This window comes from Virgibacillus salarius, from assembly GCF_039521925.1.
Lineage (GTDB): Bacteria > Bacillota > Bacilli > Bacillales > Amphibacillaceae > Virgibacillus > Virgibacillus salarius.
Window position 1 is genome coordinate 1 of record NZ_BAAACY010000149.1, and the last position, 18,234, is coordinate 18,234.

An 18,234-nucleotide genomic window follows, 5' to 3' on the forward strand; every position below is an offset into this window, starting at 1 on the left:
TCAAGCAGTAGCTATTATTCCATAATAGCTACTAGAGGAAGCGTAAATCTGAGCATTTAGTGATAAGGAATGAGCGAATTTTGCTCAGTTTTTTTAGGTGAGGAAGTATGATTCACTTATGCTTTTAATTGTTGTGCAAACGCAACGAAGCTCTCTAGTGAATCTGCATTGCTTAAAGCTCCTTTATTAACAACCTGCTCTGCTGGTTTTCCCATCAATAATTTCTTTACAGGAATCTCTAGTTTTTTCCCATTTAATGTTTTAGGTAGATCAGAGACTTGATGAATTCCGGTTGGTACATGTCTTGGAGAACAGTGAGTTCGAATATGTTTTTTAATTGATTCCTCTATTTCAGTAGTTAATTCATATCCCTCTTTCATAACAACGAAAAGAGGTACAAAAGAATCTCCATCTATTTTTGGTATATCAACAATTAAACTATCAGCTACCTCCTGAACATGGTCTACTGCACGATAGATTTCGCTAGTACCAATTCGAATACCTCCACGGTTGATTGTTGCGTCTGACCTTCCATAGATAATACATGTATTTCTTTCCGTAATTTTAAGATAATCCCCATGGCACCATATTCCAGGGAAGACATCAAAGTAGCTATCGTGAAGTCTCGATCCATTCGTATCATTCCAAAAATAGATTGGCATAGACGGAAAAGGTTCAGTTAAGACAAGCTCACCGACATTTTCTATTTCAGGCTGTCCTTGCTCATTAAAGCTTTCAATTTTAGCACCTAGACCACGGCATTGTAATTCTCCGGCATAGACTGGAAGTATCGGGCAACCTAATATAAATGCTGTACATACATCCGTTCCCCCACTTGCAGAAGCAATCCAAATATCTTTTTTTACATTTTCATAGCACCATTGAAATCCCTCTGGTGGTAGAGGTGAACCTGTGGAGCTAATATTCTTTAGATAACGAAGGTTAAACAATTCTTTTGGTTGGAATTTATCCTTCATACATGCTGTAATATAGCTTGCACTTGTACCCAGAACAGTCATTTTTGTTTCTTCAGCTAGTTTCCATAGCTTTTCTTTCGTTGGATAGCCAGGATTTCCATCATATAAAATGATGGTACTACCGGTTAGTAACCCACTAATAAGGAAATTCCACATCATCCAACCAGTAGTCGTAAACCAGAAAAAACGATCATCTTCTCCTAGGTCAACATGGAAGGTTAATGCCTTTAAATGCTCTAGTAAAATTCCGCCTTGACTTTGAACAATTGGTTTTGGCTTTCCAGTAGTACCAGATGAAAACAATACCCATAAAGGATCATTGAAGGATACATATTCAAAGTACAGCTTTTGATCCTGATGTTGAGATGGAATAGCTTCCTTCCATAAGGTCACAGACGGAAGCTGTTGAAAGGTTGCCTCTTTATCTAAGTAAGGAATTGCAATCGTTGCTTCGAGTGTTGGTAAGCTAGCTTCGATAGTAGAAGCTACTTCTGTTCGATCAAAATCCTTTCCCCCATAGCGATAGCCATCCACAGTGAAAAATACCTTCGGTTCGATTTGTTGAAAGCGATCAATGACGCTCTGTGTACCAAAATCAGGAGATGCACTAGACCAAATAGCGCCAAGGCTAGCTGTAGCCAAAAATGCTACCACTGATTCATATATATTAGGTACATAGGCGACAACACGATCACCTTTGTTAATTCCTAAGTTCTTTAGTGTGTGTTGCATAGCTACTGTATCTTGGTATAATTTTTGCCACGTTACTTCCGTAGTGGTACGGATTTCTGATGTATGAATAATTGCAGGCTGTTCAGAGAAAGCACGCTTATTAAAGATATGCTCGGTATAATTTAATGTAGCTTCTGGAAACCATTTAGCTCCAGGCATTTGATGAGACGTTAATACAGTTTGATATGTATCCTTTGCTTTAATCTCGAAATACTCCCAAATAGATGACCAAAATGCTTCGATTTCATTAACGGACCATTTCCAGAGGGAGTGATAATTCTGAAAGTCTAAACCTTTATGCTGTTTGAGCCAATGTATATAGTGATTAATTTTCGAGTTTTTTTTCCTCTCGTTACTTGGCTCCCAAAGTAGTGTACCTTCACTTACTTGTTTCAACTCGTTCCCTCCTGTTCATGAAAAAGATTACTTCTATTATATGTAAACGCTTACGGTCTGTAAAGGAACCTATATTTCTGGAAAATCTTATCGGATAGGGGCAGTACGGAAGCTCCAACTCAAGTGTACCACGTCCCTTTATTGGGCGTGGTACACTTGAACGTTCTATTCTATACGAGCAAAAGGCTTTAATTGTTGGCTAATATATCAGAAAAAGTTTTCATATAAGCTGGTAAATCAGGTGGTCGCCGACTCGATACTAGGTGACCATCTACTATTACTGCTTTATCTACCCAATTGGCACCTGCATTTTTCATGTCGTCTTTTATTCCTGGAGTACTTGTCACTTGTTTTCCTTGTAAAATATTTGCAGAGATAAGTACCCAACCGGCATGACAAATTTGGCCAATAGGTTTATGTGCTTTATCCATTTCTTGAACCATTTTAATAACCTCTGGATATCTTCTTAATTTATCTGGTGCCCAGCCACCTGGTACTAGAATTGCATCGTATTCTGAAGTCTGTATATCAGTGAATGCATAATCTGATATAGCTGGAACACCAAATTTTCCATGGTATGTTATTTGTGCTTCCTTACCAATTAAGTGAACCGCTGCCCCTTCTTCCTGCAAACGTAAAACGGGATACCATAGTTCAAGATCCTCAAAATCGTGTTCAACTAATGCAATAACCTTTTTATTATTTAAGCGCATAGGTCCCCTCCGTTATTCTAAATATAATGTCAGTGTAACAAAATTGGATCATAAGAAGAAAGCAGAAAGAACATATAAAAGCTTATTTTTGCTGTTTTTCTCGAATAGAAGCATTTAATGTAGTTTCTATTCGCTTTGTGATCATTTGTGCAGCACACCAAAATAGTAAATAGGTAAGGAGGAAAAAAATATACTATATCTAGCTGGCTCTTTTTCATTATTACAGACGTGACAGTATGCGTAATGAATTATGGTATAAGATACGTTATTTGCTGTTTAAAACAATCAAAATGATGTATAAGAGCAAGAAGTAACTTGTATGTATTCAAAAATATTGGTTTTGGAGGACTTGCTTTTGGAATGTTATTGTTTAGTGAACGACTTGCTATGTTTAAACATTGAAGAGGTGAAGTAATGAAAAGTATTAGTAACGTCTTCGGGATTCATTAGCCCTATGTATCGTAGTAGTAAATTTGGGGTTATTTACGCCTAAGCATTTAGTAGCGTATAAGAGTATTCAGCAACAATAACTGCTCTTATATCTGATTATTTTAGTTGGTATTATTTGTTGATTGTTATGCTTGTGTATTGTATTTATCTTAATTTCTCTAGGTATGGCAACGCAAAGCTTGGAAAAGAAAATGATAAGCCCGAGTTTAGCTTAACATCTTAGTTTGCGATGCTTTTCCGTGCAGGAATGGGAATAGGTCTGGATGTTACAAATGGAACATTAAACCCACATAACTCTGTCAAAATTATGTGAAAAATAATGCAATCGGCAGTTGCGGGCAATAATGGTGTATTTTAGCGGTATACTAAGTTTACAGAATATGCTTATTATTGCAGCCTTGCCTTTTCCGTAGTTATTCTGCTGATGGGTAAACCTATTAGAAAACTGCGCAAACGGAATACCGACAATGTAAATAAAAAACGTCGCACTTAGCCCCCGATTAAATTTTTACCCTGAAGAGACGGCTTTTGTCATCTAGGTTTAAAGATGTAACCGTGAGGGCAAGTGCTTACGTTAGATACGAGCGCGATACATTATGAAGAACTTCTTGGAATATAATATGCTACCTTATCTGATTTGGGTGAGTAATGCTTATTTAAATAATGGCAGTTTTTCTAAGAAGATAATATCATCACGATTAGCAGCATCCCCTTCTGCTAAAATCGCAGCTTTTGCAGTGACGTGACCTCCTGCATCGGCGACTAAGCTCTCAAGTGCCTTCATCGATTCGCCAGTACTAATAACATCGTCAATTAATGCAACCCTTTTTCCCTTTATTCTGGCTACATCGTGTTTATCTAAACATAGTAATTGTTGTTTTTGTGTGGTGATGGAATTTACCTCGTGAATCAGAACATCTTCCATATAGGGCTTCACGCTTTTACGTACAACAATATAGCGATCCATTTCTAGATGCTTTGAAAGCTCATGAATAAAGGGAATTCCCTTGGCTTCTGCAGTGACAAGTATATCGACCTCTGGTAATTTTTCAGCTAATAATGGTGCAGTAGCACTAATTAATTCCGTATCGCCAAGAACAACAAAGCTTGCAATTTTCACTTCGTCATTAATCGGAATGATTGGTAAATCTCTTGTTATTCCTGCTACCTTTAATGGATAAGTGTTCAAATCAATTCCTCCTAAAAATGTTATCGTACAATGGTAGTAGATTATGTTTAAAAAGCGTATATTCTATAATATTTAAATGCCGAAGATACTTAGTAGAAATTGCATGACAATGCCTGCTAACATTCCTAGGAATGGATCAGCAATGGCAGTTACTACCATTGTTACTCCAGCAATGATAGTTGAACCCGATCCATCTGTGCCAAGAGCTGCAGCTGCATTACCAGGTAGCGTAACAATGGCACCTAATACAAATAAAAAACCAGCTATAGATGCACTTGGTACAAACTTACCTATTTTCGGTAGTAATCGTAAGAATAAAATAATTGCCATAATGATCATCATCAGTACACCAGCCCATACAGTGTGTGGTGCACTTGCAGTTGCTGAAATTACCACTTCAACCGGTCCTCCACCAAAAAGTGCGGACCCCATATCTGCTAAGCTGCTAATAATTGTGATCGTGTCAACATTTACATCAGTAGCAGCAATCTCCCCATTTATTTTCCCGAATGCAATGTTAGCTCCAATATTTAAGCAAACCATAGCTAAGGCACCACGAATGACCATAGGGTTTAGCAGTAGTTTTTGTAGGGAAATTTTTTCTTTAGGCAGGTCCTTTTTGCCACCTGTTTGATCTTTTTTCATAAAGAAATAGATTACACTAGATAGAATAACGGAGATTGTAATGGTGTAAACAAGGTCTCGCGTTGCGACATATACAAGTAATGCGCTGGCAAAGGATGAAATACCAACAATACGATCTTGCTTCGCCATATCCCAGGCGACTTTTGCCAGCATTATTCCTACACCAGCCATCATACCATTAGTTATGACTGGACCAATCCAATCAATAATCTGTTCTAGTAGACCGAATAAACCAATAACAAGCATGATAAGTGCACCAAAGAAAATCATGGAGAGTCTTTCTCGCATGTTTTTTCCCATTGTACCAGCTAAGGTGATGGTTTCTGCTTGATAAGAAATGACGGCTACATTACTTGTTACCGCGTTCCCGAATGCTCCAATGATAAAGGCGATGGCGGTAGGTACAGAGGCGAAGCCAAATGTAAGTGCTAGTAATCCTTGTGGAAGGCCATTAAGCACACCACTAATTGCAGCTAAAAAATCTTTGATGATGTCCATCTGTTTTTCTCCTTTTCCCCCCGGGAAATGAATGGTGACTACACTACCAACGAATATAATGATAAGAAAAAACCGCCCAAAAATTGAACGGTTTTTCGCTAGAGTAAAAGCACCGTCCATAGTGAAGTAATTTACGGTTACTTCGTAGAGACTCCCAATCCATATTATTGGGAATATATGGGGTATATTTTTTATTTTTTACGAATGACAATGCCATTATAATATAAAATGTTTACTTTTTGTAGGTAAAAAAATGGAAAACAGCGAAAAAACAATGATTTTTTAATGTAAATCCATACAAAAGAAAAGGAGGGACAAAAGCGTTTTGTTTACTTCAAACAGGTTCTATCGCTGCTCCAGCAAAAATACTTCGCTATCTGCGAGCAAGGATTTAGTTGTACTTTTACTGCAGGGTAAGGAAGGATTAGGCAGCGATACATCGTACGCAGAAAAATGCTCTTCTTTTCAAGGAGTTTACGTATTTTGGCTGCAATTCGTAGTAACATTTATCCCACATATAACTGCAGTAAGAACCTAACTACAAGGAATAAAGTGAAACCACTATTGGTAAGTGGGGGATCGACCGCCAGTAAAAGGGCCGATTGGACGTTAGGTCATACCCTTGTGGTGGTACTAATCATCAGTGTGTGATAAACAAACCCCAAGGATTTAAGGTTCACTTTATTTTATCGTTCGGCTTTTGGGTTTTTCATTCGTCCCAGACCTTTGAAACAATTGATGCGAGCAATGGTTTGGTTACTACCACTCACTGAGGGAACTTCACACAGTTATTCAGCTCGTTGGAGTTTCGTATATGCTTATTGCATCTACCCCTTTTAAGATATCACCTATAGTAAAAGGATATTATCCTTATGATCGAAACCATTTTTTAATCTTTGAAAGGGTGGAGGATTGTTTATCATTTTGTTCTTCTTGTTTTTCTGATTGAATCGGATCAGTTTGTATAAAAATATCTTCTTTATCAATGGCATAGTCATAGGTTAAAACTGCTCCAATATCCGTTTCTACTTCTTCATTGGTTACGGTTGAATACGTAATATGGTACTTATTTGCTAAGTGTTTTTCTTCCTTTAAAAATCGATGAGAAACATCGCCATTAATAAGTAATGTTGCCTTAGGATGTTCTTTCATCGCTTCCTCTAGTTGAGCTAAGCCTTTATCAGACATAACTTGTCCCTTTGTTAAGGCGAGAACAATTCGTTCTCGAAGTGTTCCTAGAAATTGTTTACGTTCATGGTCTTTTGGTAGTCTCGTGCCATACATGCCTTCTGTAAGATAGTCATCTACATTTTTCTTACTCATCTGTATTCCTCGCTTTTTTAATATAGTTGTTGTTTTATCCCACAAATAACTGGCACTAATACCCCCACTTCAAGCAATAAAGAAACCAATATGGATAAGTGTGAGTCGCCTGCCAGTAAATGTTCGATCAGTTCAAAGGCCTTTAGGTCATACCCTTTTGGTATGGTACTAACCATCAGCAAGGAGAACCCCCCCACGGATGGAAGTTTCACTTTATTTATGGAATGACTATAATTGGAATTGTATTAATACCTCTATTGTACAAATGCCCCCTGTTAGAAGCAACGAAATTAGTGTTAAATAAAAAGTGGGCGAGACAAAAGAAAGGAAGTTAAAGAAAATCTGAACTATAATCCGAGTATACGAAGTGATATTCGGATCGTAGTTCAGATTGTTTTCGTAGTCTAAGAAATTATAAAATTAGCCCAGATATACCAGGCTTAGTTATCCTTAACCACAATAATATCCATGTTAGTAAATTATTTTCCTTTTATTCGTTTATTAGCTTGATCGCTTCGTTGTTGAGCTTCTTTATCCTCATGATCTGCTAATTCTTCAGAAAACTCAACATCAATACCATCTGACTTTTGGTTTTTAGGAGTTTGTGAAAGAAAATTATTCTTTGATTTATGATGCTCATCTTTTCCCATGTTTTCACCTCGTTTTTATGATCTCATGGTTATTATGCATCATAAATAGCTTTTCTATTTACGATCGCCACCTAGTAAATCGAATAAACCTCCGGCAATACTTCCTTCCCCTTTTGATCCACCCTTTTCAGGAGCGGCAGCAAAGATTCTACTAGCCAGTCTACTGAATGGAAGTGATTGTACCCAAACAGTTCCAGGTCCGCGTAATGTCGCAAAAAACAGTCCTTCCCCGCCGAATAATGCGGTTTTTACACCGCCAACATATTCAATGTTATAATCAATACCTGAATCCATTGCAACAAGGCAGCCTGTATCTACGCGTAGTGATTCTCCGACACCAATTTCTTTTTTATGTATGGTACCACCCGCATGGATAAACGCCATTCCATCTCCCTCAAGCTTTTGCATAATAAATCCTTCACCACCAAAAAATCCTGTCCCAATTTTTTTCTGAAACTCTATACCTACCGAGACTCCTTTTGCAGCTGCAAGAAACGCATCTTTTTGGCAAATTAACTTGCCATCAATTTCACTTAAATCCATCGGAATAATTTTACCTGGATATGGTGAAGCAAATGCTACATGGCGCTTTCCTGTACCTTCATTAGTAAATGCTGTCATAAACAAACTTTCTCCGGTAAGAACTCGTTTTCCTGCACCAAATAATTTACCCATCAAGCCTCCATCCTCTTTAGATGAGCCATCTCCGAAAATGGTTTCCATTTTGATTTGTTCATCCATCATCATTAAACTTCCTGCTTCAGCAATAACGGTTTCTTGGGGATCTAATTCAACCTCAACAAACTGCATGTCATCTCCATACAACTGATAATCAATTTCATGGTTATTCATAAGACCACTTCTTTTAAAATTGGAAAAATACGTACTTTTCTAGTATACGTATAAAAATGCTTTTAAGATTCAAAAAGATTGGGAATTCAAACAAATAGAAATGCTATTATTCCATATACTAGTTAATGGGATATAAGCTACTTAAAGGAGGGTGTACGTTGTCATTAAATTTAACGCAAAAATTAATTAAAGATCACTTAGTAGCTGGTGACATGGTTCCGGGTGAAGAAATTGGTCTGAAAATGGATCAGACCTTAACGCAGGATGCTACTGGGACATTGGTCATGTTGGAATTAGAAGCTATGGAATTGGATCGTGCAAGAACAGAAGCGTCTGCACAATATGTAGATCATAACCTTATTCAAGAAGATAATAAAAATCCAGATGATCATCTATTTTTGCAAAGTGCTACCCAGCGCTTTGGACTATTTTATAGTCGACCAGGTAATGGGGTAAGTCATCCTGTTCATATGCAGAGATTAGCAAAACCCGGTAAAACATTACTTGGCTCTGATAGTCATACGTGTGCGAATGGATGTATGGGAATGCTTGCCATGGGTGCAGGTGGAATTGATGTTGCACTAGCAATTGCTGGAGAACCATTTTACGTGAAAATGCCAAAGGTCTGGGGCATACGCTTATCGGGAAAGCTGCCTGATTGGGTAAGTGCCAAAGATATCATATTAGAATTACTTAGAAGGTATGATGTGAAGGGGGGAGTCGGTAAGGTCATTGAATACCATGGTCCGGGTTTACATCAATTAAGTGCAATGGATCGACATGTTATTGCAAATATGGGTGCTGAGCTAGGCGCTACTGGTACTGTCTTTCCATCAGATAAAGAAATTAAACGTTTCCTTAAAGAACAAGGAAGAGAAGACGATTGGATAGAATTGACTGCTGATAAAGGAGCGAGCTATGATCTTGAGGATGAGATTGATTTCACGTCATTAGAACCTCTTATCGCAAAGCCGTCTAGTCCCGGAAATGTTGTTCCTGTTCATGAATTGATAGATACGCCGATATATCAGTCATATATAGGCTCGTCTGCTAATCCTGGATTTCGAGATTTTGCAGTTGCTGCGGAAATAGTAAAAGATAAGCAGATTGCTGAGGGAGTTTCTTTTGATATTAATCCAACATCGAGGCAAATGCTTCAAGACTTAGTGAAAGAAGGTCATATAGCTAACTTGTTACAAGCTGGAGCACGATTACACCAAGCAGGATGCAATGGCTGTATCGGTATGGGGCAAGCTCCGGCTTTTGGTAGAAATAGTATTCGCACAACCCCTAGGAATTTCCCTGGGCGATCTGGAACGCGAGAGGATAGTGTCTTTTTATGTAGTCCAGAAACAGCCGCTGCTTCGGCTTTAAATGGAAAAATTACAGATCCAAGAACATTAGGAATGAACTATCCTGCTGTGAAGTTGCCTAAACAACCTACTGTTGATGAGCATTTACTAGAGGAGCCATTGCCTTATGATGAAGCAAAAAGCATACGTTTGCAAAAGGGACCAAATATTGCTTCGATTCCTAAAATGGATGAAATGCCTGACGAGATAGAAATACCTATTTTATTAAAAATGGGAAATAATATCTCAACGGATGAAATACTTGCAGGCGGAGCTCGTGTACTTCCTTATCGTAGTAACTTACCAGAAATCAGTAGGTTTACCTTTGAGATTATCGATGAAACTTACTATGAGCGAGGTAAGGAAACGGTAGATAAAGGTGGGCATGCAATTGTCGGTGGTTTTAATTATGGTCAAGGTTCAAGTCGAGAACATGCGGCACTAGCTCCAAGATATCTTGGTTTACGAGTAGCTATTGTTAAAGATTTTGCTCGTATCCATTGGCAAAACCTTGTGAATTTTGGTGTGCTTCCTCTGACCTTTGTGAATGAAGAAGATTATGATTTACTGCAGCAGGGGGATGTTTTAAAGGCTACAGATTTAAGGAGAAAAGTAAAGGAAGGAAAACATTTTAATATCGAGGTAAAAGGAAAGAAACAGCAAATTAAGGTGAAGCATACGTTATCTGAACGGCAAATTGATATCATGCTAAAGGGTGGCATTATTAATTGGGTGAAGGATCGTAGTGTAAAACAAGGATAACAAAGGAGGCAATAGCATGAGTCGAAAAGACAATCGATGTAGGGTATGTGATGGTACTGGTTTATTGGCGGATGATGAAGGTTGGCAATATCGATGTTCTGTTTGTAATGGGGATGGTATTTATGGTCGAGAAGATGAAAACAAACCAGCACGAATTATGCAAGTAGATGAGAATAATCGGTTGTTGGATTAATAATGAGACGGGGACAGAACGATTCCGAAGACCCCAGAAGAGAGACTGAGGTCGTACCCTGCCGAAAGAGACATTTTAATTGAGTCATGAAATGAACTACCTATCTCCAGAACAATAACCCGAACTTTATCTGGTTTAGATAAAGTTCGGGTTTTACATCTTTGTAATGTTTCCACTAACGTATTATACATTATACAGTTGTGTCATAATGCTCTTCTGCTGCTGTAACATTGTTTTTAGCTCTGAATCCTGTATATGCTGCTCATATAAAAACGATATATGTTTGTTGAGTATAGGAAGCAGTCGTAGATATTTTCACTGTGTAGATTATTTTGTTATGGTATAAAGCATAAATCGTCTTAACAAGAGAAATGCTTATGTTTTCTTGCTTCATTTAAAAGCCTGTAAGATGTATAATTAAAAAATATAAAAAAGCTATAAAGTGGGGAAAAGCATAATTCATCTTCATGATTAGCTTTCAAGAAGGCTGAATCGTAGCTATCAGCCCTTTTTGCACTAGTTTAGGAAATTATAAAATTTACCCAAGTGAATAAATATGGGCGTGTTGAGCCGCGTCCAGCTCTAGTGTCCAGAAACGAAGTGAATTCACAAATCGCTCTAAGCTAAGTCATCATGGGTTCGCAAGCTCACCGTAATTCAAATTATCTCCGTTGCTAGTCGCTACATTTCTAATCGAGTGCTTGCGCTTTTGTTCTTGCTTCTAAAAATAAAAAGGTGGTTTTTATGACGAAAATGGATGATAGACACCAACAAGGGGAAAATATTGAGGTGTGGGAAGACTTAGTTAATATTAAAGATTTACTCCTATCTATTGTTATTTGTACGATAAGTACACTGGGAGGTTATCTTATAGCCCCAAATGAACCTCCAAAGCCACTTATTTTTGGTTTGGTCGGCGCTGTTGTAGGATTTATTATTACTAGCGTTGTAATTAAACCAAAGCGTCGTTTTCGGTATATGGACGAAGAGGAGGATTAAACAATGGATATGGTATTAATCGTTGAATTAATAGCTGCATCTGCTATCGGTGCTATGTTATACACGATTATAGGAATTGCCCCAGGTACAGACGAGACAGCTGTTCTTGCTCCAGTCACACTTGTATTAGTGTTATCTGGCTTTGAACCAATTGTCATTTTAGCCTTTTTTATTTCGGCAATTGTAGCTAAAAAACTGACGGATTCTATCCCTGTTGCAATAGCTGGTATACCTGGAGGAGTTATGTCTGCTCCTATGGTAGAGCACGCAATGGTATTAAAAAAGCATGGTATACCAGAGCTTAGTATACGAAAAATGGCATCGGGTTCGGTTATCGGAACGATGATTGCAGTTCCAATGAGTCTTTTGCTGGCTAATCTAATCGCTCCTTTATCGGATTACATAACAGAATATGCGAGTCAAATCTTTTTGGGGGGAGCTATTTTTTTAGCGTTGATGACGAAAAATCGCTGGATTGCACTATTATCCATTCTCCCTTTTGCTTTTATTATTCAAGGCCTACGAATTTTTTATTGGGAAGTCGGGATCGTTCCTGAAGATAAAACAGTATTCACATCTTTCTTTTTAGGAATTACAATTGGACCAGTCATCTTAAAACTAGCAGAATTGTTAAACCCAAAATCGCGGCGAAAGATGCCACGTTATGGGAAAAAAGAAATTGCAATGAGAAAAACTAGAAAAACAAAAGGATTTCCGAATCCATTTAAAATTCTTGATAGAAAAGAGATTGGGACTACATCGCTTTCCTCCTTTTTAGGTGTATTGACATTTTTTATGAGTCCTGTGGGAATGACAATTTTTTTAGGTGAAACGTTAACTAGTCGGATAAAAGATCCGGTAAAAAAAGCTACACGGGCTATATCTAGTATGGATGGACTAACAAATGCTGCGTATATTTCAGGAACGCTTATTCCTTTAATTGCAATTGGTCTTCCTTTATCACCAACGGCAATTGGTCCTGGAGGTGCTTTATTTAATGCACCGCCTGTTTTTACAGAGGAGCATAATATGCATCATATGTTAACGATGCCCGATTTCATTCTAGCAACAGTGATTGGATCAGTTGTTGCGATTAGTATAACGTTTTATATTACTATTAAGTATGCGCAGCAAATTTGTGCGTTTGTTTTTCGATTTATTCCACATGAGGCAATGCTCGGTTTATTTTTTGGTTTAGTAATTATGCTAGCTTTTATGGATGCCGGGATTGTGAACATAGCTGGAGTGCTATTAGTTGCTTTAGTTGCTGGATTCCTTCATCGAAAAGGGGTTAATTATGGTGTGCAATTTATGACCTTGTATGCCGCTCCATGGTTAGTTTCTTTATTTATGTGAACTTTTTAAGTTGGTCATATAGTACATGGATATGAATGAAAATGAACGCACTTGTATAGTTACTATTAGTAGACAGAATTACAAGATAAATACCATTGCGCTCTAAGTTGTCGGCAGGGTTACGTTCTTGTCTGTCGGTTGATCGTATTTAGCATCAAGGGTAGTTAAAGCAATTCAATTAGGACAAAATCAAAGGAAAGCATCTACTGTTACGCGATTATACGTAGCAATTGAAAAGAGGTTAACGAATGCAAGAATTAGGCTTGATTAGTATCGTTGTTGTTATTGCTTTAGGTATATTTTCACAATGGTTTGCATGGAGAATTCAATGGCCATCTATTGTCATCATGTCAATAGCTGGACTGTTAATCGGACCAATATTTGGATTTATTAATCCAGAGCAGGCGTTAGGAGATTTATACAGTCCTATCATTTCTCTTGCTGTTGCAGTAATTTTATTTGAAGGTAGTACTACACTGGATATCCGTGAGGTCAAAGGGATTTCAAAATCTGTTTTTCGAGTTGTAACCTTTGGCGCATTTCTTGCCTGGGTTGGAGGGTCCTTAGCGGCACATTTTATTGCCGGGCTTAGTTTAGAAATAGCATTTATTATAGGGGGGCTATTTGTAGTAACAGGGCCGACAGTAATTATCCCCTTACTACGACAATCAAAATTAAAACCAAGAACGGCAGCTGTTTTAAAATGGGAAGGAATTATAGTTGATCCTGCTGGACCATTATTAGCCTTATTCGCTTATGAGGTTATTAAAGTAATTACAGATGATACGTTACATGCAAGTGCTTTGGGCTCCTTTTTCCTTGCCTCCTTCTTAGCTATCATCATCGGTTATCTATTTGGTTTCTTATTAAGCTTTATGGCCAGCAAAGGGATGTTCCCAGAGTATTTAAAATCTCCAATTACACTGTCCCTAGTATTTATTTGCTTCGCGTTAAGTGAAGTTATTATGCATGAGACTGGAATGTTAGCAGTCACCGTAATGGGTTTAACCTTGGCAAGAACCAAAAAATATGTCTCTTCACTTGGGAATATAAGTCACTTTATTGAAAATATATCTGTTTTATTAACGTCAACCATTTTCATTCTATTAACTGCTTCGCTCACTAGAGAGACGATTGGAGAAGTATTTACTTTACCAATTCTCGGATTTGTTTTAGTCATGCTATTTATTGTTCGGCCATTATCTATTTGGATATCTACAATCGGTACGGAACTAACAGTAGCTGAGAAAACACTCATCGGCTGGATTGCTCCTAGAGGGATTGTGGCGCTGACCGTATCGGGATATTTTGCTTCTACATTACTTAACGATGGTTATGGGGGGGCTTCTATCTTGACAGCTCTTACATTTGCTTTAGTATTTATAACGGTTTGTGCACATGGATTTACGTTAGGGCCATTGGCAAAGAAACTAAAATTAGCAAGTTCAGAGCCGCCGGGGATATTAATTGTAGGTGCTAGTAGTTTTTCCATTGCTTTTGCAGAAGCGATGAAAGAACTAGGAAACCCAGTCTTAATTAGTGATTCTTCTAGCGGAAGACTATTTCAAATAGAGCAAAAAGGGATTGCAACATATCGTGGGGAAATCCTTGATGAACATAGCCAATTTGAAATGGATATAACACCGTACGAAAAGATATTAGCTATGACAGAGGATGCGACGTACAACGCACTCGTAGCCCAATCCTATATACCTGAATTTGGCTATAATAATACGTTCACTATACCTTCTGAAAGGTCTGGGAATAGGGATGAATCACAGATCCCTACTTCAGTAAAGGCACATTTGTTGTTTGGTAAAGAACATGTATTCAAAGAATTGAATAGAAAGATTAACACAAACTATTCCATTCAAACAATGAAAGTTGTTGAGAAAATGGAAAAGAAAGAACATGTTCCAGTGGATGGTATTCCGTTATGTATTCGTAAGAAAAATGGTACGATTGAATTTGTTACATTACGTAAAATGCCTACAATGGATAAAGATGATCAACTCGTATTTTTAGCAAAGAATAACTAAAAATGTATTTACTCATAATCCGAACTGATTTCGTTCGGATTATTTGTGTACTTCTAAACAGGTTTTAGCTTCGATCCAGCAAAATACTACGCTTTTCTCGGACACAACTTCAGCTTTCTCGGAGAGCAATGACCATTCCTACGGGATCTTCAACTCGTACTTTTGCCGTAGGATAAGAAATGCTTCGTAAGTCGTATGGATAAGTTTAGTTTTTCTATCGTACTTGTGAAACTTTTTGATTGATAATTCGTATAATTTAAAAAAGTTAAAGGGTGGGGGTATTGAGGAAATATGGTATTTTTTTATTCGTATTCTTAGCATTGATTGCTGGATGTAGCTCTTCATCAGAGAATAAAGAAAAGCAGAAGGAGAATCATACGATGACAGGATTTTGGCAAGGAAAAATTGAGATTCCAAACCAATCACTAGCTATTGAATTGGATATTAAAGGGGTAAAAGATTTAACTGGTACGATAAGTATTCCTGTTCAAGGATTAGTGAATTATCCTTTATCCACTATAGAATTAACGGAAGGACAGCATATCGTTTTTACAATGTACATGCAAAATCAGCTCATTTCTTTTGCAGGGGAAATTAAGGGAGATGCTATATCCGGTACGTTTACGCAAAATGGTCAATCCTTTCCCTTTCAATTAACCAAAAATGATAAAAAGGTAGTAAAACAAGAAGAAGGGAATTTTCTAGAGGTAAAAACGGATACAGGAACGTTATTTGCTGAATTAGAAAGTCCTGAAGGTGACGGACCTTTTCCTATAATGATAATTATTCCAGGATCGGGACCAACAGATCGTAATGGAAATTCTATCGGCTTTTCAGGAAAAAATGATAGTTTAAAACGCTTAGCAGAAAACCTTGCAAAGAAAGGGATAGCAAGTATTCGGTATGATAAACGGGGTGTTGGTAAAAATCAGCAAGCTGTAATAAATGAATCGAAGTTGCGCTTTGAGGAATTTGTTCATGATGCATCTCTATGGATAGACAAGCTACAATCAGATAAACGATTTTCTAAAATAGGAATCATTGGTCATAGTCAGGGCTCACTGATAGGGATGATTGTCGCTGCTGAACAAAACATTGATGTGTTTGTATCGATTGCGGGAGCGGGACGCACCATTGATAAGGTTATGTATGATCAGTTAAGTGAACAGCTTACGGATGCCGCTCTTGAAGAGGTACAACGTATACTATCTAAATTAAGAAAAGGTGAGACTGTTAATCAGGTTCGTGATGAATTACAAGCTATATTGAGGCCAAGTATTCAACCGTTTTTGTCATCGTGGATACAATATGAACCAACGCAAATCATTAAAACATTAACTATTCCAATATTAATTGTCCACGGTGAGCATGACATACAGGTTTCTGTTAGTGAAGCTGATGCGCTAGCTGAGGCAAATTTAGATGCAACCAAATTTATCGTGGGGAGGATGAATCATGTATTAAAGGAGGCTCCTGCTGACCGTGATCAAAACATTCAAACATATACCAATCCAGATTTACCACTGGCACCAGGTTTGACAGAGGGGATAATTGATTTCCTTAGACAAGTTGAATTTATAAATGACTCCACTAATGGAAAATAGATATGCTACTATGGAGAAAAAGGTAAAAAGGGGAAGTTATGCTATGCAGTCGAAGCATCCGATTCACTTGGATAATCGTATTCGCCTAATAGATGGCTTTGATTTAGGTGTTCCTAACCGTACTGGTACGTATGTTATTGATGAGGAACAGCTAACAATTGTCGAAACTGGCCCAAGTCCATCTGTAAGGCATGTCAAGAATGGTCTAGAAAAGTTAGGCTTTCAACTAGATCAAGTAAAATATATTATTGTGACACATATTCATTTAGACCATGCTGGGGGAGCAGGCTTATTAATCAGAGATTGTCCAAATGCTTCTGTTATTGTGCACCCGCGTGGAGAAAGGCATTTAATTGATCCTAAAAGACTTGCAGCAGGAGCTAGGGCTGTTTATGGTGATAGTTTTTCGGAACTATTCGAACCGATTGTCCCTGTTGATGCGGACCGAATAATTGTTAAAGGCGATGGAGATACGCTAGAAATCGGTTCCAGTTGCATGCTTGAATTTTTAGATACTCCAGGCCATGCCAAGCATCATTTTTGTATTTATGATCCAATAAGTAATGGGGTGTTTACTGGAGATACCGTTGGTGTTCGTTATCAGCAATTAATAGATCAAGGCGTTCCATTCTTTTTACCTTCGACATCGCCAAATCAGTTTAATCCAGATGCTATGCAAGCTGCGATTGCTCGTTTACAAGCATTAAATCTGGATCGGATTTATTATGGACACTTTGGAATGACGAATACTCCCAATTTAGCACTACAGCAAGTAGCGAATTGGCTTCCTCTTTTTCTGGATATCGGTCAACAGGTATGGAAGGAAGGGCTTGGTTATGATGAATTAGCTAAGCGTCTATTATCAGCGGTTAAAGTTGAATTACGAGCAAAGGGTATTCCAGATGACCATGAGGCTTATATTGTAATTAATTTAGATATGCAAGTTTGTGCCTTAGGAATTATTGATTTCTTTAAAAAATTAGAAGAAAGATAAGTGTGTTTGAACTCACAGATAAAATAGTTAATATAAAAACTTTCACGGGAGAGCAATTGCTTGAACACATAGAGTGCATATGCGGAGCTACAGGAAAATTTCCCTTATTAGAACAGCTATTGGAAGTGGGGGATAAACAAAACCCCCCACGGATGGAAGTTTCACTTTATCCCGCATATAACCGGCAGTAAGCTCCCCACTTCAAGCAATAAAGAGAAACCACTATTGGTAAAGTGGGTGATCAACTGCCGGTAAATGTCCGATTGGTTCACCTAACCATCCGTGGGGATAAACAAAATCCCCCACGGATGGAAGTTTCACTTTATCCCGCATATAACCGGCAGTAAGCTCCCCACTTCAAGCAATAAAGAGAAACCACTATTGGTAAAGTGGGTGATCAACTGCCGGTAAATGTCCGATTGGTTCACCTAACCATCCGTGGGGATAAACAAAACCCCCCACGGATGGAAGTTTCACTTTATCCCGCATATAACCGGCAGTAAGCTCCCC

16 protein-coding genes and 1 riboswitch are annotated in these 18,234 nt (G+C 37.9%); of the genes, 8 read left to right on the plus strand and 8 right to left on the minus strand.

Annotation, left to right across the window (positions count from 1 at the left end; genetic code table 11):
- Positions 1-116: 116 nt before the first annotated feature.
- Entirely contained in the window at positions 117-2,105 is a 1,989-nt protein-coding gene (locus ABDZ84_RS18480; protein WP_343782560.1) for an acetoacetate--CoA ligase, read from the minus strand.
- A gap of 188 nt (positions 2,106-2,293) precedes the next feature.
- The gene (locus tag ABDZ84_RS18485; RefSeq protein ID WP_026682927.1) at positions 2,294-2,818 is read right to left on the minus strand and encodes a type 1 glutamine amidotransferase domain-containing protein; all 525 of its coding nucleotides are present in this window, start codon (positions 2,816-2,818) and stop codon (positions 2,294-2,296) included.
- 577 nt (positions 2,819-3,395) lie between these two features.
- Here ABDZ84_RS18485 and ABDZ84_RS18490 point away from each other — a divergent pair.
- On the plus strand, positions 3,396-3,491 hold the full coding sequence (locus tag ABDZ84_RS18490) for a BCCT family transporter (protein ID WP_152525458.1): 96 nt from the start codon (positions 3,396-3,398) through the stop codon (positions 3,489-3,491).
- A 429-nt stretch (positions 3,492-3,920) separates the two neighbouring features.
- Here the strand turns inward: ABDZ84_RS18490 and ABDZ84_RS18495 are convergent, their stop codons facing one another.
- The 6 genes from ABDZ84_RS18495 to ABDZ84_RS18520 form a co-directional block, all read right to left on the minus strand.
- A complete protein-coding gene (locus ABDZ84_RS18495; protein WP_026682926.1) occupies positions 3,921-4,457 on the minus strand; it encodes a phosphoribosyltransferase family protein in 537 nt (178 codons plus the stop codon).
- A gap of 72 nt (positions 4,458-4,529) precedes the next feature.
- The gene (locus ABDZ84_RS18500; protein ID WP_026682925.1) at positions 4,530-5,600 is read right to left on the minus strand and encodes a guanine permease; all 1,071 of its coding nucleotides are present in this window, start codon (positions 5,598-5,600) and stop codon (positions 4,530-4,532) included.
- 99 nt (positions 5,601-5,699) lie between these two features.
- A riboswitch (purine riboswitch) is annotated at positions 5,700-5,801 on the minus strand.
- Between the two features lie 669 nt (positions 5,802-6,470).
- On the minus strand, positions 6,471-6,923 hold the full coding sequence (locus ABDZ84_RS18505) for a YueI family protein (RefSeq protein WP_026682924.1): 453 nt from the start codon (positions 6,921-6,923) through the stop codon (positions 6,471-6,473).
- A gap of 17 nt (positions 6,924-6,940) precedes the next feature.
- The gene (locus ABDZ84_RS18510) at positions 6,941-7,105 is read right to left on the minus strand and encodes a hypothetical protein (protein ID WP_162986351.1); all 165 of its coding nucleotides are present in this window, start codon (positions 7,103-7,105) and stop codon (positions 6,941-6,943) included.
- 297 nt (positions 7,106-7,402) lie between these two features.
- Positions 7,403-7,573, minus strand: a complete 171-nt coding sequence (locus ABDZ84_RS18515) for a YfhD family protein (RefSeq protein ID WP_080668770.1) — start codon at positions 7,571-7,573, stop codon at positions 7,403-7,405.
- Between the two features lie 54 nt (positions 7,574-7,627).
- Positions 7,628-8,425, minus strand: coding sequence for a TIGR00266 family protein (locus tag ABDZ84_RS18520; RefSeq protein ID WP_026682923.1), 798 nt, complete (start codon positions 8,423-8,425; stop codon positions 7,628-7,630).
- 158 nt (positions 8,426-8,583) lie between these two features.
- Between ABDZ84_RS18520 and ABDZ84_RS18525 the strand changes: the two genes are divergently transcribed.
- From ABDZ84_RS18525 to ABDZ84_RS18555, 7 genes are all read left to right on the plus strand, one after another.
- Positions 8,584-10,539 (plus strand): aconitate hydratase, encoded by a 1,956-nt coding sequence (locus tag ABDZ84_RS18525; protein WP_321134362.1) that lies wholly within the window; start codon positions 8,584-8,586, stop codon positions 10,537-10,539.
- 16 nt (positions 10,540-10,555) lie between these two features.
- Positions 10,556-10,732 carry a hypothetical protein gene (locus ABDZ84_RS18530; RefSeq protein WP_162986352.1) on the plus strand — a complete coding sequence of 59 codons (177 nt, stop codon included), beginning with the start codon at positions 10,556-10,558 and terminating at the stop codon, positions 10,730-10,732.
- 744 nt (positions 10,733-11,476) lie between these two features.
- Positions 11,477-11,731 (plus strand): hypothetical protein, encoded by a 255-nt coding sequence (locus ABDZ84_RS18535; protein WP_318279913.1) that lies wholly within the window; start codon positions 11,477-11,479, stop codon positions 11,729-11,731.
- Positions 11,732-11,734: 3 nt separating this feature from the next.
- The gene (locus ABDZ84_RS18540; RefSeq protein ID WP_121604450.1) at positions 11,735-13,087 is read left to right on the plus strand and encodes a tripartite tricarboxylate transporter permease; all 1,353 of its coding nucleotides are present in this window, start codon (positions 11,735-11,737) and stop codon (positions 13,085-13,087) included.
- A gap of 248 nt (positions 13,088-13,335) precedes the next feature.
- A complete protein-coding gene (locus tag ABDZ84_RS18545) occupies positions 13,336-15,126 on the plus strand; it encodes a cation:proton antiporter (RefSeq protein ID WP_343782565.1) in 1,791 nt (596 codons plus the stop codon).
- A 281-nt stretch (positions 15,127-15,407) separates the two neighbouring features.
- A complete protein-coding gene (locus ABDZ84_RS18550) occupies positions 15,408-16,730 on the plus strand; it encodes an alpha/beta hydrolase (RefSeq protein WP_226983610.1) in 1,323 nt (440 codons plus the stop codon).
- Between the two features lie 43 nt (positions 16,731-16,773).
- Complete coding sequence (locus ABDZ84_RS18555) at positions 16,774-17,724, plus strand: MBL fold metallo-hydrolase (protein ID WP_026682918.1); 951 nt, start codon at positions 16,774-16,776, stop codon at positions 17,722-17,724.
- Positions 17,725-18,234 lie beyond the last annotated feature (510 nt).